This is a genomic window from Synechococcus sp. PROS-7-1 (genome assembly GCF_014279795.1).
GTDB lineage: Bacteria > Cyanobacteriota > Cyanobacteriia > PCC-6307 > Cyanobiaceae > Synechococcus_C.
Genome location: NZ_CP047945.1, coordinates 1487791 through 1509461 on the forward strand (window position 1 = coordinate 1487791; position 21671 = coordinate 1509461).

Annotated in this window: 21 protein-coding genes; 11 read left to right on the top strand and 10 right to left on the bottom strand. The window is 57.7% G+C overall.

Annotated elements, in window-relative coordinates; all coding sequences use genetic code 11:
• The first annotated feature begins 189 nt into the window (after positions 1-189).
• Positions 190-528, top strand: a complete 339-nt coding sequence (locus tag SynPROS71_RS08170) for an RNA-binding protein (RefSeq protein WP_186594405.1) — start codon at positions 190-192, stop codon at positions 526-528.
• Between the two features lie 17 nt (positions 529-545).
• On the opposite strand, the gene SynPROS71_RS08175 is transcribed toward SynPROS71_RS08170, so the two are convergent.
• Entirely contained in the window at positions 546-746 is a 201-nt protein-coding gene (locus tag SynPROS71_RS08175; RefSeq protein ID WP_186594407.1) for a hypothetical protein, read from the bottom strand.
• Between the two features lie 98 nt (positions 747-844).
• Here SynPROS71_RS08175 and SynPROS71_RS08180 point away from each other — a divergent pair, with 98 nt between their 5' ends.
• The 8 genes from SynPROS71_RS08180 to SynPROS71_RS08215 all read left to right on the top strand — a co-directional run bounded on the left by SynPROS71_RS08180 (position 845) and on the right by SynPROS71_RS08215 (position 12852).
• On the top strand, positions 845-2653 hold the full coding sequence (locus SynPROS71_RS08180; protein WP_186594408.1) for an ABC transporter ATP-binding protein: 1809 nt from the start codon (positions 845-847) through the stop codon (positions 2651-2653).
• Complete coding sequence (locus tag SynPROS71_RS08185; protein ID WP_186594409.1) at positions 2653-4794, top strand: cation:proton antiporter; 2142 nt, start codon at positions 2653-2655, stop codon at positions 4792-4794. Before SynPROS71_RS08180 ends, SynPROS71_RS08185 begins: the two co-directional genes overlap by 1 nt.
• Before the next feature lie 55 nt (positions 4795-4849).
• Positions 4850-5755, top strand: a complete 906-nt coding sequence (locus tag SynPROS71_RS08190; RefSeq protein WP_186594410.1) for an LCP family protein — start codon at positions 4850-4852, stop codon at positions 5753-5755.
• 565 nt (positions 5756-6320) lie between these two features.
• Entirely contained in the window at positions 6321-8411 is a 2091-nt protein-coding gene (locus SynPROS71_RS08195) for a S8 family serine peptidase (RefSeq protein ID WP_186594411.1), read from the top strand.
• 147 nt (positions 8412-8558) lie between these two features.
• Positions 8559-8843 carry a hypothetical protein gene (locus SynPROS71_RS08200; protein ID WP_370586814.1) on the top strand — a complete coding sequence of 95 codons (285 nt, stop codon included), beginning with the start codon at positions 8559-8561 and terminating at the stop codon, positions 8841-8843.
• A 48-nt stretch (positions 8844-8891) separates the two neighbouring features.
• Positions 8892-9842 carry an aromatic acid exporter family protein gene (locus SynPROS71_RS08205; RefSeq protein WP_186594412.1) on the top strand — a complete coding sequence of 317 codons (951 nt, stop codon included), beginning with the start codon at positions 8892-8894 and terminating at the stop codon, positions 9840-9842.
• Complete coding sequence (locus SynPROS71_RS08210) at positions 9839-10960, top strand: FUSC family protein (protein WP_186594413.1); 1122 nt, start codon at positions 9839-9841, stop codon at positions 10958-10960. Before SynPROS71_RS08205 ends, SynPROS71_RS08210 begins: the two co-directional genes overlap by 4 nt.
• 11 nt (positions 10961-10971) lie before the next feature.
• Positions 10972-12852, top strand: coding sequence for a TolC family protein (locus tag SynPROS71_RS08215; RefSeq protein WP_255442062.1), 1881 nt, complete (start codon positions 10972-10974; stop codon positions 12850-12852).
• On the opposite strand, the gene SynPROS71_RS08220 is transcribed toward SynPROS71_RS08215, so the two are convergent.
• From SynPROS71_RS08220 to psbP, 3 genes are all read right to left on the bottom strand, one after another.
• Positions 12835-13008, bottom strand: coding sequence for a hypothetical protein (locus SynPROS71_RS08220; protein WP_186594414.1), 174 nt, complete (start codon positions 13006-13008; stop codon positions 12835-12837). The genes SynPROS71_RS08215 and SynPROS71_RS08220 overlap by 18 nt on opposite strands.
• A gap of 12 nt (positions 13009-13020) precedes the next feature.
• Entirely contained in the window at positions 13021-14343 is a 1323-nt protein-coding gene (locus SynPROS71_RS08225) for an NHLP bacteriocin system secretion protein (RefSeq protein WP_186594416.1), read from the bottom strand.
• A 70-nt stretch (positions 14344-14413) separates the two neighbouring features.
• Positions 14414-14968, bottom strand: a complete 555-nt coding sequence (gene psbP, locus SynPROS71_RS08230; protein ID WP_186594417.1) for a photosystem II reaction center PsbP — start codon at positions 14966-14968, stop codon at positions 14414-14416.
• Positions 14969-15063: 95 nt separating this feature from the next.
• Between psbP and recR the strand changes: the two genes are divergently transcribed.
• Positions 15064-15642, top strand: coding sequence for a recombination mediator RecR (gene recR / locus SynPROS71_RS08235; protein WP_370586871.1), 579 nt, complete (start codon positions 15064-15066; stop codon positions 15640-15642).
• Positions 15643-15656: 14 nt separating this feature from the next.
• On the top strand, positions 15657-16556 hold the full coding sequence (gene lipA / locus SynPROS71_RS08240; RefSeq protein WP_186597985.1) for a lipoyl synthase: 900 nt from the start codon (positions 15657-15659) through the stop codon (positions 16554-16556).
• Here lipA and SynPROS71_RS08245 read toward each other — a convergent pair.
• The 6 genes from SynPROS71_RS08245 to cdaA are packed head-to-tail and all read right to left on the bottom strand — an operon-like array spanning position 16541 to position 21664.
• Positions 16541-17038, bottom strand: coding sequence for a hypothetical protein (locus tag SynPROS71_RS08245; RefSeq protein ID WP_186594418.1), 498 nt, complete (start codon positions 17036-17038; stop codon positions 16541-16543). The genes lipA and SynPROS71_RS08245 overlap by 16 nt on opposite strands.
• A 4-nt stretch (positions 17039-17042) precedes the next feature.
• A complete protein-coding gene (locus SynPROS71_RS08250; RefSeq protein WP_186597986.1) occupies positions 17043-18038 on the bottom strand; it encodes a DUF952 domain-containing protein in 996 nt (331 codons plus the stop codon).
• 2 nt (positions 18039-18040) lie between these two features.
• Complete coding sequence (locus tag SynPROS71_RS08255; protein ID WP_186594419.1) at positions 18041-18988, bottom strand: rhodanese-related sulfurtransferase; 948 nt, start codon at positions 18986-18988, stop codon at positions 18041-18043.
• The gene (gene bioB, locus SynPROS71_RS08260) at positions 18985-19962 is read right to left on the bottom strand and encodes a biotin synthase BioB (protein ID WP_186594420.1); all 978 of its coding nucleotides are present in this window, start codon (positions 19960-19962) and stop codon (positions 18985-18987) included. The genes SynPROS71_RS08255 and bioB overlap by 4 nt, the downstream gene beginning before the upstream one ends.
• Before the next feature lie 26 nt (positions 19963-19988).
• Positions 19989-20786, bottom strand: a complete 798-nt coding sequence (locus tag SynPROS71_RS08265) for an isoprenyl transferase (RefSeq protein WP_186594421.1) — start codon at positions 20784-20786, stop codon at positions 19989-19991.
• Positions 20783-21664, bottom strand: coding sequence for a diadenylate cyclase CdaA (cdaA, locus tag SynPROS71_RS08270; protein WP_255442063.1), 882 nt, complete (start codon positions 21662-21664; stop codon positions 20783-20785). The genes SynPROS71_RS08265 and cdaA overlap by 4 nt, the downstream gene beginning before the upstream one ends.
• Positions 21665-21671: the final 7 nt, after the last annotated feature.

Sequence of the window (21671 nt, forward strand, 5' to 3'; positions counted from 1 at the left end):
ACTTCCGATTTCCTTCAGATTGCCGTGACGCATCTACAGGCCAAGCTGTAACTTGGAGATGCATCAGATTCAGCGTTCGGCTCTGAACGGCTCGCTCCCCCAGGCTTCAGCTTTCCGGCTTCAGCATCAAGGACTTTCCAATTCGGACCACGGCTTCACTGATCACATGTCCATCGGTCCAACCAGGAAATGACCATCTACATCGGCAACCTCTCCTTTCAGGCCGAGCAGGAAGACCTGCTCGATCTGTTCAGCCAGTACGGCGAGGTGAAGAGTGCCAGCCTTCCCCTCGATCGCGAAACCGGCCGCAAGCGCGGTTTCGGCTTCGTGGAAATGAACACAGACGAAGACGAGCAGAAGGCCATCGATGACCTTCAGAACGTTGAGTGGATGGGTCGCATGATCCGCGTGAACAAGGCCACACCTCGCGAGCGCACCGGTGGTGGCGGCGGTGGCGGTGGCGGCCGCGGTGGATACGGCGGCGGCGGCGGCGGCGGCGGTTATGAGGGCGGTGGAAACCGCTGGTGATCGTTGCCAGAGCCGGCTCATAGAGCCGGCTCTTCCCCCAAAAGGAGATCCAGAGATTGATCAAGGCTGATGGCACGTTGCATCAGTCGATCACTGTCATCAACAGCAAGTGCATGGATGGCATCTTGGCGTTTTGACGGAACAATTCCTCGCAACGCCTGGCGATGTTTCTTTGCCAGGTAGCGATTGAATCGGGTGTTGTCGCGTGAACGGGCCATAGGTCCTCCTCGTTCTGATACCGGTCTACAGCGCCCTTGCTCTTGTTGATGTTCAGGTGCAACACAACGCTTGAATACAAGGACTGCAGAATTCGCAGATGCCGTCCTCTGTTGCTCCAGCACCAAGTCCGGCCGCACTCAGCCGCCTAATTCTCCACTTGAGGCCTTATCGGCGGAGAGTCTGGATGGCTGCCAGCTGCTCGGTCATCAACAAGATCTTCGACCTTGCTCCGCCTGTGCTGATCGGGCTGGCTGTGGATGTGGTCGTCCAACAGGACACGTCCTGGCTAGCCAAGCTCGGGGCCACAACGGTGCCTACCCAGCTCACCGTATTGGCAGTTCTGTCCTTCATCGTCTGGACAGCTGAATCGCTTTTTGAATATCTCTACGGCGTGATTTGGCGCAATCTCGCCCAATCCACGCAACACAGCCTTCGGCTCGAGGCCTACGACCATCTCCAGAAGCTGGAGATGGATTTTTTTGAGCGCGACAGCAGCGGTCGGCTGCTGACCGTTCTCAACGACGACATCAATCAGCTCGAGCGCTTTCTGGATCACGGTGCCAACGAAATCCTGCATCTGATCACGACTGTTCTGCTGGTCGGCAGCGCCATGACCGTTGTGGCCCCAGGGGTGGCGCTGTTCTGCTTTCTGCCCATTCCTGTGATTCTTTGGGGGTCCCTGCGTTTTCAACGCCAACTGGCCCCGCGCTACCGCGAGGTACGTGAACGGGCCGGCAACCTGGCAGCCAGACTGAGCAACAACCTCGGCGGGATGCTCACCATCAAGAGCTTCGCCAATGAAGCCTGGGAGCTGCAGCAACTGCGGCAGGAGAGCAACGCTTACCGGCACTGCAACCGCAGTGCCATCCGTATCTCGGCGGCCTTTATCCCCCTCATTCGCTTCGCGATTCTGTTCGCGTTCCTGGCGATCCTCCTGATCGGAGGTCTCCAGGCATGGCAGGGCGTGATCGCTGTCGGCACCTACAGCTTTCTCGTGTTCATTACCCAGCGGTTGCTCTGGCCCCTCACCACGCTCGGCCGCACGTTGGATGATTACCAGCGCTCCATGGCCTCCACCAACCGAGTGCTGGACCTGATCGACACGCCGATCCGCATCTCCGGTGGTACCCGGACCCTCGATCACGCCCGCATCCGAGGTGATGTGCGTTACGTGGCCGTGAACTTCGCCTATCGGGACCGGCCAGCTCTCCTCAATCACTTCGATCTCAGCATTCAGGCAGGCAGCACCCTGGGAATTGTCGGCGCGACAGGATCAGGCAAAAGCTCCCTCGTGAAACTTCTGTTACGCCTCTACCCCCTAAGCGGAGGCCAGATCCTTCTCGATGACATCCCGATCGATCAATTGCAACTCGGAGACCTGCGGAGGGCGATCGCTCTCGTCAGCCAGGACATCTACCTATTCCACGGCACCGTACGGGACAACATCGCCTACGCCGCTCCCGAGGCCACCGAAGCGGCAGTCCGAGAATCCGCCCGCCAGGCCGAAGCACTGGACTTCATCGATGCTTTGCCGGATGGATTTGACACAGTGGTGGGTGAGCGAGGCCAGAGGCTCTCGGGTGGACAGCGTCAGCGCATCGCCCTTGCTCGCGCCATCCTCAAAGATGCACCGATTCTTGTGCTCGATGAGGCCACAGCTGCCGTTGACAACGACACCGAAGCGGCGATCCAGCGGTCCCTGATGCATATCACTGCCAACCGCACCACACTGGTGATTGCCCATCGCCTCAGCACGGTGCGTCATGCCGATCGGATCGTCGTCATGGATCAGGGACGCATTGTTGAGGACGGAACCCACGACCAACTTCTGCATCAGACAGGTGCCTATGCAGATCTCTGGCGTGTGCAAGCAGGCCTACGGAGCGACGAGGCTCTCCGTCTCTGATGAACGCCTTGCTCGCTGCAGCAGCGCCATCGGGCGCATCAATCGCCCATCTGACGCATCACCCACTCGGCATCTTTGCCCTGCTGGTGGCGATCGCCATGCTTGTGCCACCGATCTTCCGGAAAACAGGCCTGCCTGATCTGGTCGGCCTCCTGATTGCCGGGATGCTTGTTGGGCCCAATGCCCTGAATTGGCTGCAGCCCAATGGCGAAACGATCACCCTCTTTTCCGACATTGGCGCCATCTACCTCCTCTTCATTGTCGGACTAGAGATTGATCTAGACGAGTTTAATCGGGTTAAAAGTCGCTCATTAACGCTGGGAGTTCTCCACTTCCTATTTGGCATGGCCACAGGGATTTCCATTGGCCTTTTATTCAACTTTCCGATGGTTCCCTCCATTTTAATAGGAACCTTAATTGCCACTCATACCCCACTAGGCTACCCAATCATCCGCAGCTATGGCGCACAGCGCGATGAGTCAGTCATTGTCAGCATTGGAAGCACAATCCTCACTGACATCGCATCTCTATTGGTCCTGGCAATCGCGATGGGACTTGGCAAGGGTTCATTCTCAGCCACAAACCTCGCCTCACTGATTGCCAGCGTCAGCCTCTTTGCGGTCATCGTCGTCTTCAGCATCCGAACGATCGGAGGAAAAATTTTCAAACAGAGCATCAACGACGAAAACAGAATATTTCTCGCCGTCCTGCTCACTCTTTTCGTTGCTTCCCTTGGCGCCGAGCTCGCTGGAGTCGAAAAAATTGCAGGCGCATTCCTTGCCGGTCTTGCCATTAACTCTGTCCTTCCAGAAGGAAAGGCAAAACAACAAGTCATTTTTGTTGGCGGGGCTTTATTCATCCCGATCTTCTTCATTCACCTTGGATTACTGATTGATTTCAACAGCCTGCGAAGCAGTTTCAGCAGCATTGAATTAACGGTTCTCATGGTGGTTGGAGTGATTGCCTGCAAGGGCCTCGTCAGCGTCATTGCCGGGCGAGGCTTTGGCTACAACGGCAACCAGATGGTCATGATGTGGTCCTTAGCCATGCCACAGGTCGCCGCCACACTTGCTGCGGCTTTCGTTGGCTATGAGGCAGGCCTTCTGAATGCGTCAGTTCTCAATGGCGTTCTCGCCATGATGGTCGTCACGGCATCTCTTGGGCCGGCATTGACAGCCCGTTCGGTCACCCAGCTGGTTGAACCCGAAGACAGCATCAAAACATCATCAATCAACACGTCAGACGAGCGGAACCGATCGAATCCGGAAGCGGCCGATTTCGCGCTGCCAGTGGTCAGCCGCCCCTTGAAAATTGTTGTTCCCGTGGCGAATCCCGCCACCGAATATGGGCTCCTGAGCATGGCGTCCCGTCTTCTGAACGGGGGCTCAAGCGCTCCGGGCCAGCTTCTGCCGATGGCTCTGGTTTGCCCGAGCCTGGAGGAGGCACGCGGAAGTCTCAATCGGGCTGTTGCTGCCGCCAGAGATCGCCTCAACGAGGCCGCCTCGATCGGAGAGGACCTGAAGGTGCCCACTCGCTGCCTGCTGAGGCTTGACGAAGACATCGCCGGTGGCATGAGCAGAAGTGCCTTGGAACAGGGAGCGGATCTCCTTCTGATCGGCACAGGCCAACCCGACAAGCTCCGCAACTGGTTATTCGGCGATCTAGTCGATGGCGTCTGCCGCACAGCTCACTGCCCTGTGGTGGTTGTGAATCTGGCCGGGCAGGGCGTCGATGATCTTCAACGGATCCTGGTGCCGATCAAAGACCTCTCCGCCAGCGCACGGGAGCAGTTCGAACTCGCTCAACGCCTGCTGGCGAGCGCCGAAGGGAGCTCTGGAGTGATCACACTCCTGCACATCGTTGACCCTCGCTTTAGCCGCCACGACCGCCAATGGATTGAGCGCGAGCTCCGTCGCTGGCAGCCTCCAGGTGAGTCGGGAGAGCGAATTCGCATTGATCTTGCTCCTGGCCCAGGAATCGAGCAGACCATCCAGCATTCAAGTCGGCACCACGACCTTGTGATCCTGCGCTCTCAGCGACGCCGCGTTGCCGGTTTGCCGATCCCCGCCAGTGACCGCACCAGCAATCTGGTGAATCAGCTGAAATGCGCATCCCTGGTGATCAGCGACCCCCTGCTCTGAGCAACAACAGAAAGAAAAGCTTAAGAGCCAGGAAATAACGGCCTAAGTTGAAGGGATGAACGACCGGCAACGCGTCGGAACCAAAACCCTCCTTACGGCAGCAGTCGCAGGGCTGACCGGAGGATTTCTGCTGGCGATACCGCTGAGCCGGGCCCTGATGCCGGAAGCAGACGTCCCGCCACTGATTCCGGTGAGCAATCCCTTCTCTGCCTGGTCTGTCTTCGACAATCGCGAAGTCCTGGTTCTGGGAGTGGATGAAGGAGGCGGAAACACTGACGCCATTTTCACCGTGAGGCTCGAGGCGGGCCGAACCTCCATCACCCAGATTCCAAGGGACAGCTATATCGATTCACGCAGCTTCGGGCCGCTCAAGGCCAATGCCCTGTTTGCCCGTGGTGGTGCAGATGCCGTGAAAAAGGAGCTCTCACGGCTGATGGGACGTCCGATCGACCATCACATCCTTGTCAATCTTGAAGGGATCCGCACCCTGAGCAAGCTGGTTGGCGGCGTTGAGGTGGATGTTCCGAAGCGGCTTTACTACCGAGACAACAGCCAAGGATTGCTGATCGATCTGCAGCCAGGCCGCCAGGTGCTCAGCGGCCGTGAACTGGAAGGATTCCTGCGCTGGCGCCATGACGGGGAAGGAGACCTCGGACGACTCGAACGCCAAAAGCTAGTTCTCAAGAGCCTGTTCAGCACCCTGACGAAACCCCAACATCTGGTGAAGCTCCCAGCGCTGATCAACGCGGCAGGCCGCAATCTCGACACCGATCTCGGCGCAATGGAACTGGGGGGGTTGATCACAGCGATGGGACTCACCGAACTAGAAACAGAACGGCTGCCGGCACGGCCTTTCTCTCGCAACGGCATCAGTTATCTGGAGACGGAGTGGCCGGGCGAGCGGCCCCGGGGCAGCGATGCCACCGAATCCAGCAGTTGGCGCTACCGCTTTCTGTTCTGAGCCTCGAAGCTGAGCACGATCAGGGCCAACACCAGAGCGAGCTCACAATCGACGGTGTAGACGTAGTCACGCCCGCCCCTAGAAGACTGTTATTGCCGCCGCATCAATCCTGTTGAGCTCTACCGAAAGCCTGGCTTGTGGCATGGACAGCCCTCAATGTCTTTTCGGAACCTTGTTTTTGCAGCCATTGGTCCTGCTCGGTCGCCCACTCACCCCCCTGCAACGCCAACCGTCGAACACGACGCCTGAGCCGCGCGCTCAACCATGACGACGCTGGGCTGCCAACCCCAGGGAATTACGCCATCACAATGAATTCGGGCGACTCGATCGTGACTGAGCAGAGCAGAGCAGAGCAGAGCAGAGAATCTCTGAGCTCTAGGTGACACCACATTTCAATTGGAAGTTGAACACAAATCAATAAGGATATAACCGTTTTTTAATAAACGCCGAAGGATGACAAACCGCACAGAGCTTCAATCAAACACGGTAAACCTAATAAGATTATAAACAAGACTAATATTGAATCCACTGCAGCATAGACTGAAATTATATATCATTTTACTAAATGTCAGCCCCACAGTTCAGAGTATCACCTGGCTTCGTTGAAGAAGAGAAAATAAATTTATACGAGTATTATAATACCGCGCAGAAATTAGGAGATGGTTTCCACTATATTCCATTCCAAGTCGATGCCACTAGCAATATATTCGCAACTCTTGAAGGGCTACCCGCGGATTTCGATCTCTACTTGGGGGCAATCAACCCCAGCAACGATGTCCCAGATTTTTGGAGAAATGGCACCCCTGTAGTTTACAATAGTTCTACAAATCCCGGAAGAGAGTCCGAGACAATTTTTGCGCAACTCCAGCCAGGTAAATACTGGCTGCAAATCAAATTTAATACACCACCTTCAAACTATGATTTGCTTCAACAGCCTTTCACATGGAAAATCGATGCAAGCACATTTGACGAGACGAGAACTCTTAGCAACGATCCTTACCTAAAAAATCAATGGCACCTCTTCAATACGGGAATTAGTGGCAACTTCGCTGGCCAAACCAGAGCTACACAGTGGATCGCAAGCCCCAACGCTGACATCAGAGCCCCAGAAGCATGGACGCTGTCCCATGACGCATCCGATATCATTATCGCTATCATTGATGAGGGTTTTGACACCCAACATCCCGATCTTATTGACAACCTTTGGACCAATCCGCGTGAAATTCCTGGCAATGACAATGATGACGACGATAACGGTTTCAAAGATGATGTTCATGGGTGGAATTTTGTAGACAACTCGCCCAATGTCGTAGCTAATGATAATAACCAACACGGCACTAATGTTGCAGGCATTGCAGGGGCGAAAGGCAACAATGGTATTGGCGTCTCCGGCGTAGCATGGGATACTCAACTCATGACACTGGATGTATTCGGCGGCGGAAAGGGCGCCGATGATAAAAATATTGCTAATGCAATTGTGTATGCCGTCAAGAATGGCGCTAAAGTTATCAATATGTCACTCGGCGGGAATCAAAAACTGAGCCCCGAGCAGTCGATCGATGAAATAGATCAAGAGCTCGAGAAGGCTTTTGAATTCGCCTACGCTAATGATGTTTTTATTTCAATCGCAGCAGGGAATGAAGGTGCCCAGTATGAAAACAGGAACAAATGGAACGACATTGGCAATCTGGATGTTTACTCCACCACTCCAGCCGTGTCTGCCAATAAATTTGGCAACATCGCGCAAGTGGCATCAACTAATGCGCAGGATCTAAGATCCAGCTTTAGTAACTACGGTCGTTCCATCACTATCAGTGCACCTGGTGGAGATGGGAGCAGTGTAATTGTCGATAAAGACCAAAATGGTCAATCAATCTATCAGGAATTACCTGATACAGAAATCCTAAGCACCATGCCTGTTGGCACAGGTATAAACGGAAGCGATTACGGCTTCATGGCTGGCACCTCTCAGGCGGCTCCAGTCATTGCCGGCATGGCGGCCTTGATCCGAGCGCAAAGCGATTCAATTACAGCCCCTGAAACTCTGGCGATTTTGCGTGCTGGCGCCGTTAAAAATCAACGCCTCGAACCTTACGTTGATCAAGGTTATCAAGCCAATCTTTATGAATCACTTGAAATTGCGCAGCAATGGCAAGGGCCAAGCTCATTGACACAGATTGGCCAAGATCAAGCGCCAGTATTCAATCTCTCTTATCTAACAGCTGCTCAGCGGCTGATCGGCGAGGCATCCGTAACACGAGATGCCGAAAACGATGTCATCATTGGATTTTATCAGGTTCAAGACACTGATGGCACCGTTTTCGATGCCCTAGGAAATCCAGTACAACCTGGAGATGCTGACTACGCATATTACGCACTCAGTCCTCTAAATATCGTGGACGAGATCACCAATGTAAACGTTGCAAATGGTCAAACGCAAAAGCTTGGTTATGAATTGACTGATGCAAGCTATCTTGCTCCTTATGCAATCTCGGATGGCAATACTTGGTTTGCCTGGAGCGAGGCCAATGCCGATGGCATGGAGCATTTTAAGATGCTAGGTGCCAACAAAATTGGCCTGGAAGATCTGTTTGGAGGTGGCGATCAGGATTTCAATGACATGGTCTTTGACTTTGTCGCTCAGCAAATCCTCTAATTGAGGCTTCCTGAATAAAGTCAGATCCACTGCAATGCGGTGGATCTTATCTTTCTTGAAGCAGCAATGTGCCATCGGGCCTTTTTAATCTCAAAAGCGGCTCAGAGTTTTCCACATTGGTACCGATACCAATGAAGCCAGAAGCTGGTGCTCAAGAGCCTGTTCAGCACCCTGACAAAACCCCAACATCTGGTGAAGCTCCCAGCGCTGATCAACGCGGCAGGCCGCAATCTCGACACCGATCTCAGCGCAATGGAACTGGGGGGGTTGATCACAGCGATGGGACTCACCGAACTAGAAACAGAACGGCTGCCGGCACGGCCTTTCTCTCGCAACGGCATCAGTTATCTGGAGACGGAGTGGCCGGGCGAGCGGCCCCGGGGCAGCGATGCCACCGAATCCAGCAGTTGGCGCTACCGCTTTTTGTTCTGAGCCAAGACCCCACATTCCGAGCAGACTGTCGGCGACGCCAGGGATGCATTGGACGGAAATCTGCTGCGACAAAGTCTTCGACTGGGTCTCAGCATCCTGATCACCTGTGCGATTGCCCAGCATTTTCAACGCATCACCTATCTCTGGTACCCCTTGCTGGCCGTCATCACCGTGGTCGATGACCAGGATGAAAACAGCCTGCAAGCTGCACGGGGCAGGATGCTCGGCACAGCCGTTGGAGGCCTTGTCACCTTTCTGGTCCATACCATCCTCTCGGGCTGGATCGGAATCCTTGTGAGCTTGCTGATCACCATTCCCGTGCTCAGACGCATGGGTTGGTCGAGTGGGCTCTCAACGGCCGTTGTGGTGACGGTGATGTTTCTCGGCATCGACGCCTACACCCAACTCAACTGGAGCTACGTGTTCAACCGCAGCCTCGACACGCTCGTAGGCATCGCGGTGGCGCTGGTGATGGGACGACTGCTCTGGCCCAAGAATCGTTTGGCCCGCATGCAGGAGTTGCATCAGAAACTTGAAACCACGCTGCATCAACGGCTCAAGGCTCACAGCAGCGCACTCAAGGGAGAAGGTCCTACGCCTCCAGCAATCAACACAGAATCAGTCACCAAGCAGCTTCTGGAACTGCAACGCCTGATCAACGTTGAAAACAGTCTCGGGGTCGGGCATGTCCGCACGCTGAAACGGTTGCGCTGGGCTCAGAGGATGAGCCTCTGGCGATGTCTACAGGTGCGCTGGCTTTTGGTGGAACGGCTCATCCAGCGCGTGCATCAGGACTTGGGCACGGACACGCTCCCCGAGCTGAGTCACTACCTGAGCGAGCACCTGAGTCAGCAGGGAGCCCGAGCAGAAGCGCTGAAATTGGAGTTGAGCGGATCCTCGCTACCGCTTCCTCAACGCATCGCCCTGGAAGAGCAGGTCACACGTTTCCTGCGACTGATCCACAGCCAACAGCTCCTCGAGCGAGCCCATCAGCCATGAGCAAGCAACCCTCTTCAGCCCGTCCCTGGGTCCTTCGCTCCGATCTCCGCCTGGCATTGATCACTGGGTTGGGCGCGGGATTCGGACTGCTCAGCCCGCTCGGCTTTGGTTATTACATCCCCCTGACAACCGCAGCGGTTTTATCGAGCAGCTACGGCAACTCCCTGAATCTCAGCATCCAACGGATGCTCGGCAGTGTACTGGGGGTTGTGGTGCTCACCGTTTTTTCCCGTGGCCTTCAGATGCCCCTCGCTCTGGCGCTCGGCTTGGCTCTAGCGACGATACGTCTACTGGGTGGAGCTCTCGGTCTGCAGGTTGGCTACAAGGTGGCCGGCAATATCGTGGTCATGGGCTGGATTGTCCATGAAGCTGGGCAAACCAGCTGGGGAACAGCACGCCTGTTCTGGACGGCGGTCGGCATTGTTCTGTCGCTTTGGGCCACCCGCTACATCTGGCCCAGCAACAGCATCCCCAACCAGAACAAGGGCTTAGCCACGTTGTTGGATGACCTCAGTGGAGAGTTTTCTCTTGAGGCCGAGCGTCTTGAACAAGACACACCAGCTCGGTTGTCGATGCCCTACCGCCGGGAACGTCGCCAGGAGTTGCTTAGGCAGCTCAACGCCATTCGTACCCAGCGACAAAGCGCGCAACTCGAGCTTGGAGTCAATCCCGAAAATCACCCACTGCATGAGCTCTGGAGCGAACTGGATCTTCTTTGCTCCCAACTGCTGTCTGTTCTGGATGGGCTTCGCGGTCTGGCTGCCCCGATTCAGTCCCCAGCAGTGATCAAAGCGTTGCATCGGCAAGAGGCTGAGGTTCTGCGCCAACTGATCGTCATCCTTAACACCCTGGCCACGGATCTGCGCCAACCATCTTTGGGAGTGAACCAGACTCTCAATCTGGTCAAGCTCAGCAAGCTCAACCGCGACCTGGATGCCGCTTCAGGCCAGTTGATGAGGAGTCTTGAAAGAGAGACACTCCAGGACCACGACGCCCAAGCGATCGCTGCAGCAAGAATGCGACAAATTGTTCTGCGTGCCTCACTGATCGATCACGCAGCTTCAGCACTTCGCCAATGCAAACCAGGAATGGCCAGCTCAACGCCTGTCACTGCTTAAAGGTCTGAGCAATGCATTTCGGCAGGATCAAGGACATGCAATGTCAGGACAGTTCCTTGCTCAGGATTGCCATCCGAGGAACCCTTCTGATCCCACTGATCGGAGGCGTCCTCCCTGCCATTGTTCGCTCTGCCCCATTACCCTCGAGCGCTGCTGCACCGCCCCTCAATCTGGGCGGCAGCACGCTGCAACTGGAGCGCAGCTGGGAACGCCTCAATCAACAGCTCGACAGCCTCGACACCCTGCTCGGACCTGCACCAGCGCTGGACGCAAGCGATGACCTCCTGACCCCGGAGTTACCCGCCAATCTGATGGACGCCAACCGACCGGCGGAGGGTCCGTTGCTGGACGACAACAGTCGGCCGGAGAATCCCCTGGCCTTGCCGGGAAGCGCCAGTAAAGACACCCCCGTGCAATCGGTCTCCCTGGAGCAGGCAGTCGCCATTGCCTTCCGAAACAACCCTTCCCTGCAGGTCCAGCGGGATCGGATCGAAGCGCAGGCCGCCAGGGTGGCGTCGCTGGCCGGCACCTACTGGCCCACGATCAGTGTGTTTGCCGACGCTGAAGGATTCCAAAGCGGCAGCACGACTTATTCGCCCTACGCCAACAACTCGTTTGGGTTCGGAGCTTTGTTCGCCGAAAAAGGACAGACACCGAATCTTGCCCTCACCACCAATGGCACATCGGTCAGTGCTGAGCAGGACGGCCCCTTTTTCGTTCCTGCCGGCGGCGGTCTCTATGCCGTAGCCAACGGAGTGGAATCCCAGGCTGGACTGGAACTGAATTATGCAGTGATCGATTTCGCGCGCACCCCCAGGGTGCGCGCCGCGGAAGCCAGGCTGGAACAGTTCCAACAGCAATACGCCAACCAGCTTCGGACCCTGCAGTTGGAAGTCAGCGAGGCCTATTACCAGCTTCAACTCAATGAGCAGTTGGTGCGCATTCGCGACGCCGTGGTGAGAACAGATCTGATCGTGTTGGAAGACACCCTGAATCTCAAACAGGCTGGCCTGGTGCCACGCGTAGACCTGCTGCGACGCAGTGCCACTCTTGCCACAGATCAGGAAGATCTCATCCAGGCTCTTGCTGATCGCGCGGTCTCCAGACGGGCTCTCTGGAGCGTGCTCAATCTGCCTGCTGATGTGATTCCCAGCGCCGCTGACCCGATCAACCTCTCACCGGCCTGGCCTCTAAATCTCGAACAGACGCTCCTGGCTGCTTATGAGAACAACCCAGAACTCGACGCGATTCTTGCCACAAGGCGGGCACTGGCCTTGCGCCAGGACGAGACTGCGGCCCAGCTGCTTCCCCAGCTCAGCCTCTTTGCCTCCGTTGGCGGACTCGCCTCTGTGGAGCGCATCTTCAACTTTTCACTCATCGGTGACGGCTGCTGTGGTGCCACATTTCTGCCTCTGGAACAGGTCGCCGGATACGACTGGTCGATCGGTCTGGCGTTCAACTGGATGATCTTCAATGCCGGCGTCACCTCCAATGCCGTCAAAGCGCTGTCCATCCAGGAACAAGCCGCAACCCAGGCCTATGCGGCCACTCGCAATGCCATCCGCTTGCGCCTTGAACGGGCCTTCTTGAACCATGAGGCCAGCCTTGCCAAGCTGCTTTCAGCGCGTCGTGCCGTTGGAGCCAGCAAGGAAGCCTTCCGTGACAGCACCCTTCGCTACAAAACAGGCCTGGCCAATGAAGTGGATCTGTCCGTCACCCAAACCCAGCTGGTGAACTCCCTGGTCAATCGCCTGGTCGCCACCGTGGATGTGAATGTCACCTATGCCCAGCTGCTTAGGGAACTACTTCCCGTGCCTCGCAACCCGAAGCAGGCCGTTCCAGCAACCCTCACCCTCGAGGAGTCGTCGCTTCGGTCAGCTCCCTGGCCTTGAAGACCACCAACGCTCGATCCTGTAGCCGAACACCACCAGGAACACAACCAGCCAAAACCACAGTTCTGGGGGGTTGGCATTCAACAGAACGATCAGCAGAACGATCTCAGCAATGAGCCAGGGAAGCTCCTGACGGAGAAGAGGACGGATGGCCATGGAGTTAGGGCATCACTGTGGAGTTCCGGGCTGCCGCAGGAAGGGCAGATCCCAAACACGATCGATGCGGAAGGTTCGGAACCCACCCGTCAGCGAGCGCAAGCCGGGAATGATGTAGGTGATCGGAGATCGCCATTCGACGTAGGCAAACGTATCGACGGTGAGGCCATCGCGGATCGGAAACACGCCGCTGCCTTGGGACAAGGTCCAGCGGTAGCCATCATCGCTGCCGGGGACACGATCGAGTTCGATCTCGGCACGCATCACCGGCCCATCCTTCACCAGTTCTTCGGCCAGCTGACCATTGCCCACGGTTGTGGAGATGTCTTCCTGCGTCGCAGGCAGCGTAAGCACGCTGCGCACTCTGCCTTCGATCCCACCGAAACGACCACGCTGGTTCCAGTGCGGAACCACTTCCACTGGAAGCCCGAGCGGGAGACGACGGGCATCCGCCGGAGAAAAGTAGGAGACCGCGATCAGATCGCCTCCGGTTTTGCGTTGATCAGCCGCTGGCGTTTGGTTTCGGCCGATGGTGCCGAGGCGGTCACTGGTTTTCACGGTCTGACCAGCAATGACCTGTAAATCGAGAACCGTTCCACTGCGCTCGGCGATCACCTTGCCATCGAAGGCAATCTTGGCTTCGGTCACCTTGATCTGACGCTTGAGATCGTCGATCTGGAAGGTTCGATCGAGTTGCTCGGTTTCGATGCCCAGCTTGATCTGCTGGAACTGTGTGATCTCATCCTTGCGCTGAATCTTGATGTCATCCAACTGAACACTGGTCGTTGTCAGACCTTGTTCTGCAGACACCACAGCCCTTGACAGCGGCGCAACCACATCGCGTTGAGCAAGCCAATCGAGATTCTTGAGCTTGCTGGTGTAGGTGGATTGCAGCTGAGCCAGCCTTGTCTGATCGTCATCGAGCTTGGCGAGAGCTGTGTCCAAGGCTGCCTTGGCAGTGGCGATACGCAAGGCATCGCGTTGGTTGAGCTCCTCGTTCTGACGGATCAGCTGCTCGAGGTTGCCTTGCTGCTGATCGAGCTGTCGTTCCAGCACTGGGAGATACAAGGTCATCAACACCTGCCCCTGGCGCACCCGATCACCCACCTTGGTGTCAATGCTCAGAACCTGGCCTCCCGAGCGGGCGTTAAGGATCCCCGCATTGTCGGGGTAAATCAAAACGCCCTGGCCTTCCACTTGCGTGGGAACAGGCCAGAACAGCAGCCAGAGGCCAAACAATCCACCAACGCCTATCAGGGACGCACCAACCTGCTGGTGCTCCGAGAGGCCATTCCAGCGACCTCTGAGTTGCTCAACCCGGCTGGATGTCGTCATAGAAGCATCCTGCTGCTGACTCGCGACTGCCGCTGCAGGCAGGAGGACAGTTCATGCCAACGGCATCAATTCAGATCAGCAGGGTAAAGGAGGTGATCACTGACTCAAACAATCCCTGAACCTTCGTCCAGCGCTCTTCGTTAGTGCTGGTAGCCAGGGTGTAAAGGCGACCGCGATCGACCACAACCGTGGCCAGCTCGTGACGATCGCGGTTTTGAAGATGAACGGCGTATTCCAGGTCATAGAACCTGTGACCAGCGCTCTCCCGTTCGCGCGCTTCGATGAGTTCAGCATCACGGCCGCTGCCGTCGGGAGCAATCACCTCACGCCGCAGTCGTTCGCCGACGGCAACGGCACTTCCCAACCCTTCAAGGTCATTGTCTGGATCCACATCCGAAACCACCAGGCTGACGGTTTCATCACTGTTGATTAGGTCATGAAACACCACCTGCGGCCCCCCGGTCACGGCTACGCGAGTCCACCCAGCCGGGTAGAGGAAGGCATAGCGTCCATCAGGGCTCTTAAAGGAGTTGAGCCCGGCCCCCGCTCCGCTGCAAGCGGTCAGCATCAAGACGCAGAGAAGTGCGCACAATGTTCTGAGCGAAGAGTGCAGCGGAAAACGCATCGGGGCATCGTCAGGATGGGAGCATTCTGCCCGTGCAAATGCCTGCCTAGATTTCAGACACTTGCCAAAGAGTTCTGAGCGGCTTTACCCGCCCACTGGCACGGCTGATCGATCAATTCGAGCGGTTGCCTGGTATTGGCCCACGCACTGCCCAGCGACTGGCCCTGCATCTGCTTCGCCAACCGGAGGAGCAGATCCGCAGTTTTGCCGATGCACTCCTGGCGGCGCGAACGGAGGTTGGCCATTGCCAGACCTGCCATCACCTCAGCGCGGAGCCAATCTGTGAAATCTGCCGTAATCCGGAACGGTCCAACGGCCAGATCTGCGTGGTGGCTGATTCACGCGATCTTCTGGCACTGGAACGCACCAGGGAATTTTCAGGTAACTATCACGTTCTCGGAGGTCTGATCTCACCCATGGATGGAATCGGCCCCGACCTGCTTCAGATCTCCAGCTTGGTGAAGAGGGTCGCAGCCAACAACACTGAAGAAGTGATCCTGGCACTCACGCCCAGTGTGGAAGGCGACACCACCAGCCTCTATGTGGCCAGGTTGCTCAAGCCTTTCACCCGTGTCAGTCGGATTGCTTATGGGCTGCCGGTGGGCAGCGAGCTGGAATATGCCGACGATGTCACCCTCAGCCGAGCGCTCGAAGGGCGGCGAGCTGTGGAGTGATTGGCATGGGTCAGATCAGTCGCTACTCCTCGATTCCACCCCGGGAACGTCTGCCCGAGTGGTTGCGGCGCTCCATCGGCGACGCCTCCGCGATCGAGCGTGTTCAAACCCTTGTGAAATCCAACGCCCTTCACACCATCTGCGAAGAAGGACGCTGCCCGAATCGGGGCGAGTGTTACGCCGCCGGCACCGCCACATTTCTGCTGGGTGGGTCCATCTGCACGCGCAGTTGTGCGTTCTGTCAGGTGGACAAGGGCCGGGCTCCCGAAGAGCTGAACCCCATGGAAGCGGAACGGGTGGCGAATGCCGTGATCTCCATGGGGCTCCGTTATGTGGTGCTCACCGCTGTTGCCCGCGACGATCTTGAAGACCATGGCGCATCTCTCTTCACCTCGGCCATGGAAGCGATCCGACAGCGCAATCCGCTGATCGCGATCGAGGTGCTGACTCCAGACTTCTGGGGCGGCCAGCCGGACCAGCGCAAAGGGATCCAGGTGCAACGGCGGCGATTGAAAACGGTTCTCGACGCCTCCCCCGTCTGCTTCAACCACAATCTGGAAACCGTCGAGCGCTTGCAGGGCGAGGTGAGACGTGGTGCGACCTACGAACGCTCGCTGGGACTGCTGGCCGCTGCCAGGGAACTCGCACCAGCGATCCCCACCAAAAGTGGACTGATGCTCGGACTGGGCGAAACCCGAGAGGAGGTAATCCAAACCATGGAGCACCTTCGGGCTGTGGACTGCCAACGCCTCACCATCGGTCAGTACATGCGGCCTTCCCTGGCCCACATTCCCGTCGCCCGCTATTGGCATCCGGATGAATTCTCAGAACTGGGCCACATCGCCTCGGAGCTTGGCTTCTCCGTGGTACGCAGCGCTCCACTGGTGCGCAGCAGCTATCACGCCGCGGCCTGAGCACGCCAACGCCCAAGCGCGCCTTCGAGCACAACAGCACAATCGCCCACCATCAGTTCACCCGCACCTCCCCACACCATGCGCAGAGGGAGATCCAAAAGAGCAGCCTGCACCTCCCGCACCGACTGGAATCCCTTGGCCTGAAAGTAGCGGACCAGTCGCCGATGCTGACGCTCGTCATCTCTGATCGCAAGCAGACGGGCACGGCGGCACGGGGTGGCTTCAAGGGCCCAGGCCATGGTCGCGGCCCAGATCAGATCAGCGCATCCCGCCGGTGCACCGGGAAGTACACGCAACGTGTCGAGCTGAAGCCCACCGGCCCGTCCATAGGCCCAGGCTTTCATCTCCCCTAGCAACTGCAGCCTCTCCCCGCTGGAGCGGGCCACCACCAGCCGCAGACTCCACAGGCCCAAGGGACGTCCCACCTGCAGCCTCAGCAAAAGGTCGCGACTGCAAGCCTCGCGTTCAAGTTGATCCAGCATCGGCTCAGTCTGAGGGGTAAGAGGTGACCGAGGTCACCGCCTCAACAGGCAAGGCGCCATAAAGGTGGGGGAACAGCTCTCCACTGGGAACAGCATCAGCGCGCAAGGGAGCCTGAATCTGCATCGGATCCACGGTGAGCAAGCGAACATCACCGGCATCAGCGTAAAAACGCCGAAAGGTATCGGGTATCTGGTCTCGCCAGGACAGGTGAATGAAACCCACCTGTTCCAAAGACAGCCCTCGGGTTGAGGTGGAGTAGTGGCCGCATCGCTCGGCCTGCGACCAGTCCTCAGCAAGAGCCAGATGGAACAGGGCTTGGTCCTTGGGTACGGCGATGGCGTCGGCTGGGAAATGGGGCTGATGCCCCCCCGGAGACCAGGGATCAGCCCGTTGCATCAAGCGTTCAAATCCAGGGTTGTCGAGGAAGCCCTGCAACCAGCCACGCAGGCCCTTCAACCCCTGAGCACTGTCGAATCCCTGCGGATCGGCAATCCGCCACTGACGCACAAAGGGGAACAAGGCCCCGTCCGCCAGCGAACATCCATCCTCCAAAAGCCAGCCTCCATGGCCGTCGATCCGCTGCGACCAGCGACGGAGAATCTCCAGACCAGCCTGTCGGTGGTGTTCTTTGCAGGCGCCGGGATAACGATCGGTGTATTTGAAGCGATCCAGATGATGCTTGAACGCACCGTCGTTGGCGTTGATCAGATCGCGGATCTCGGCTTGCTGCTTGAGGCACTGCCGACGGGCGAGGTCGCGGGGATCAGCCTGATGCACAGCCCAGTGGATCACATCCACACTTTCATCGACGGTCGTCCCGTCGGCGAGCACAAGAACAGGAACGGTTCCTTTCGGCGAACTCTCCAACATGGCGGCGGGCTTGGCCTTGAGCTCCACTTCCCTCCATCGCACCAGGAGGCCTGCCTCGAGAATGGCCCAGCGGGCTCGCATCGCGTAAGGACAGCGCCGGAAGCTGTAGAGAATCGGCAGGGGTGCCATGGTCATTGTCCGCCTGCGTGCTGCTGCTCCCACTGGCGTTGGCGTTCACGGAAACGGGCACGATCCTGATCCGAGAACCGGTCCTTGCAGTGAAGACACTGCACCCCGGGGATGTAGCTCTCCATCGCCCGTTGCTCAGGCGTGAGCGGCAGGCCGCAAGCATGACAAAGCCTGTGCTGCCCGGGTTGAAGCTGGTGGTTGAGGGCGACGCGCTGATCAAACACAAAGCACTCCCCCCGCCATCGGCTTGCGGATTCGGGAATCTGCTCCAGGTAGCTCAGAATTCCTCCCTGCAGATGATGAATCTCAGGGAAACCGTTCTGCATCAGAAAACTGCTGGCTTTCTCGCAACGGATGCCACCAGTGCAAAACATGGCGATCCGCGCCGGAGCCCTGCGCTCCACCAGCGGGCGAAGTTCCTTTTCAACCCATTCCGGAAACTCTCGGAAGCTTTCGGTGCCTGGATCGACAGCACCCTCAAAGCTGCCGATGGCCACCTCATAGCGATTGCGCGTGTCGATGAGAAGCGTGTCAGGATCATCGACCACAGCGTTCCAGTCGGCTGGGGAAACGTATGTGCCAACCCGCGCGCGCGGATCGACCGACGGGACGCCCATGGTCACGATCTCCTTTTTACGCCTCGCTTTGAAGCGCCGGAAGGCCTGGCGGTCACAGCGGCTGAATTTCACTTGAAGGCGCTCAAAATGCGCTTCGCCAAGATCCAGATCAGACCGCAAGCGCTGGAGAAGTTGCTCCACCCCCTCATCAGGCCCGGAAATGGTTCCGTTCACCCCCTCCGGTGCAAGCAGCACGGAACCGAGAACAGTCTCCTGAGCAGCCAGTGCTGGAAGCTCCTTCAACAACAAAGAGAGCGTGTCCCTCTCCAGCGGGGTGAAGGCGTAGAACGCAGCCACCAGGAACCGCGATGGAGCTGAGGGCAGCGGACTCATGCAGCGGGAGCCTCCTGCCAGCTGGCCTGCACTCCGGCTGCAGCGAGAAGAGCACGATCGGACTCAACCGCGGGGTTGCTGGTGGTGAGCAAGGAGTCTCCGTAGAAAATCGAGTCAGCTCCGGCCTGCAGGCAGAGAATCTGTGCTTCGCGATTGAGCTGCTCACGCCCGGCGCTGAGCCGCACGCGGCTGTAGGGCATCAGGATCCGGGCGACAGCCACCATGCGCACAAGCTCCAAGGGGTCAATGCTGGGTTGGGCCTCCAGTGGGGTGCCCTCCACCGCAACGAGCGCATTGATTGGCACACTTTCAGGATGGGGATCCAGACACGCCAACACCTGCAGCATTGAGGCGCGATCACGTAGCGACTCGCCCATACCAATGATTCCGCCGCAACAGAGCGTCACGCCCGCCTGTCGGACCCTTTGAAGCGTTTCCAAACGCTCCTGATAGGTGCGCGTGGTGATGATGTTGTCGTAGTGCTCCGGACTGGTATCGAGGTTGTGGTTGTAGGCCGTGAGCCCTGCCTCTGCCAGTCGTTCAGCCTGGGTGTCTGTGAGCATGCCGGCGGTCACGCAGGCCTCAAGGCCAAGCTCCCTCACGCCACGCACCATCGACAACATCGATTCGAAGGCAGGGCCCTCGCGGATTTCACGCCAGGCCCAGCCCATGCAGAAGCGATCAGCACCGGCTTCAGCAGCCACACGGGCCCTGTCGAGAACCGCCTGCACCTCAAGATCAGGCTGGCCTGTGACATCACTGCTGTGATGCATCGACTGGGGACAGTACGCACAGTCCTCCTCGCAGCCTCCGGTCTTGACGCTGAGCAGAGAAGCCAACTGCACTCTGTAGCCGGGATTGGCGGTGCGGTGCACAGCCTGAGCGTTCCACAGCAGATCCATCAAAGGGCTCTGGAGAAGCGCTTCGATCTCTTCCACAGTCCAGTCATGGCGTTGATCTAACCGTTCGCTCATCGCACCAGCCACGTGTCCTGCAGTGATCAGGATCCCAGAACGTCGGGCATCACCCCGTCCAATCCGCCAAAGCGCCGACGACGACTTTGGTAGTCGCTCAGAGCGGACAGAAGGGCATCAGAACCGAAATCAGGCCAGCACACATCAGTGACATGAATCTCGGCATAGGCCAGCTGCCAGAGCAGGAAATTGCTGATCCTCTGCTCTCCACTGGTACGAATGAGGAGATCTGGATCGCGCTCTCCAACGGTGTAGAGCTCTGCTGCAAGAGCGTTTTCGTCAATCTGTGACGCCTGAAGTTCTCCGCTTGCGACCCGTTCAGCGAGGCGACGGGACGCGCGGACCAGTTCCCGGCGTCCGCCGTAGTTGGTGCAAACATTGAAATGAATGCCGCGGTTGGCGGCCGTCCGCGCTGTGGCATCAGCGATCAGCGCCTGCAAACGCGACGGGAGGGCTTCAAGATCTCCGAGAAAGCGGATGCGCACCTGTTCTGATTCCAGTGCATCCAGCTCCCGCTGCAGCACTCTTTCGAACAGGGTCATCAAGAAATTCACCTCCTCACCAGGGCGCGACCAGTTCTCCGTTGAAAAGGCATAGGCCGTGAGAGCACCGATGCCCCAGTCGTTGCAGAGCCTGAGCGTGGTCTTGAGGGCCTCCACTCCAGCCCGATGCCCCATCACCCGGGGCAGGCCGCGCGCTTTGGCCCAGCGACCGTTGCCGTCCATGATCACCGCGATATGGCCAGGCAGCCTGGAGGGGTCCAGACCATCGGGACAACGCCTGGACTCGAGCTGATCAGCACTGGTGGCCAGTTGACGACTCAAGGCCGAAATTCCTGAGTTCCTTGCTTCACGCTACGTGGGGATGGTGCTTTCACTGCCGCCGATGAAACCGACGCGGCGATCAGTTCGGTGAGCAGGTCCTGCAAACGAGAGCTGGTAATCGGTCGCTCAAGCTTGCCCTGGTTAGCGAGGGACAAGGTGCCGGATTCCTCGGAAATCACCACGCAGATGCAGCGATCGAAGCGTTCAGTAATCCCGAGTGCAGCCAGATGTCGGGTTCCATAGCGACTGACCCCTTGCCTGGACAGGGGCAGGATGACCCCTGCCGAAATGATGCGGTTTCCCTTGATCACCACCGCACCGTCATGGAGCGGTGTATCGGCGGCAAAGAGGTTCAAGAGCAGCTCTTTGCTGAGCTGCGCGTCGATCGTGATTCCCGGATTGAGGAAGTCCTCAGGCCTCAGATCACTGCCAAGATCAACCACGATTAAGGCACCACGACGACTCTTGGATAAACGCCCGGCTGCGTCAGTGAGTTGAGCCACCGTGCTGGCGGTCGTTCGCAGTCGGCTCTGAGGATTACCAAGCAGCACAGCCAACTTGCCAGTGCCCAGCAATTCCATCAGCCTGCGCAATTCCCCCTGCCAGAGGATGGCCAGGGATAAAGAACAGGCCAGCACCAACGCATCAATAAACGTTGAAGTCAGGGGCAGCGTCTCGGACCACTGAACGAACCACGCCAAGAAGACGAGGAAGAGGTACCCCCTGAGCAACCACAGCGTTCGCTGTTCGTTGACGCGGGAAAACAGCAGGAAGCCGAGAACAACAGCACAGAAGACGTCGAGAAGGCGCCACTGAAAAAGTGAAGATGACAGTTGGTCGTACAGCTGGCGCCACTGCAACACCGCCAACACGTTCATCCACACC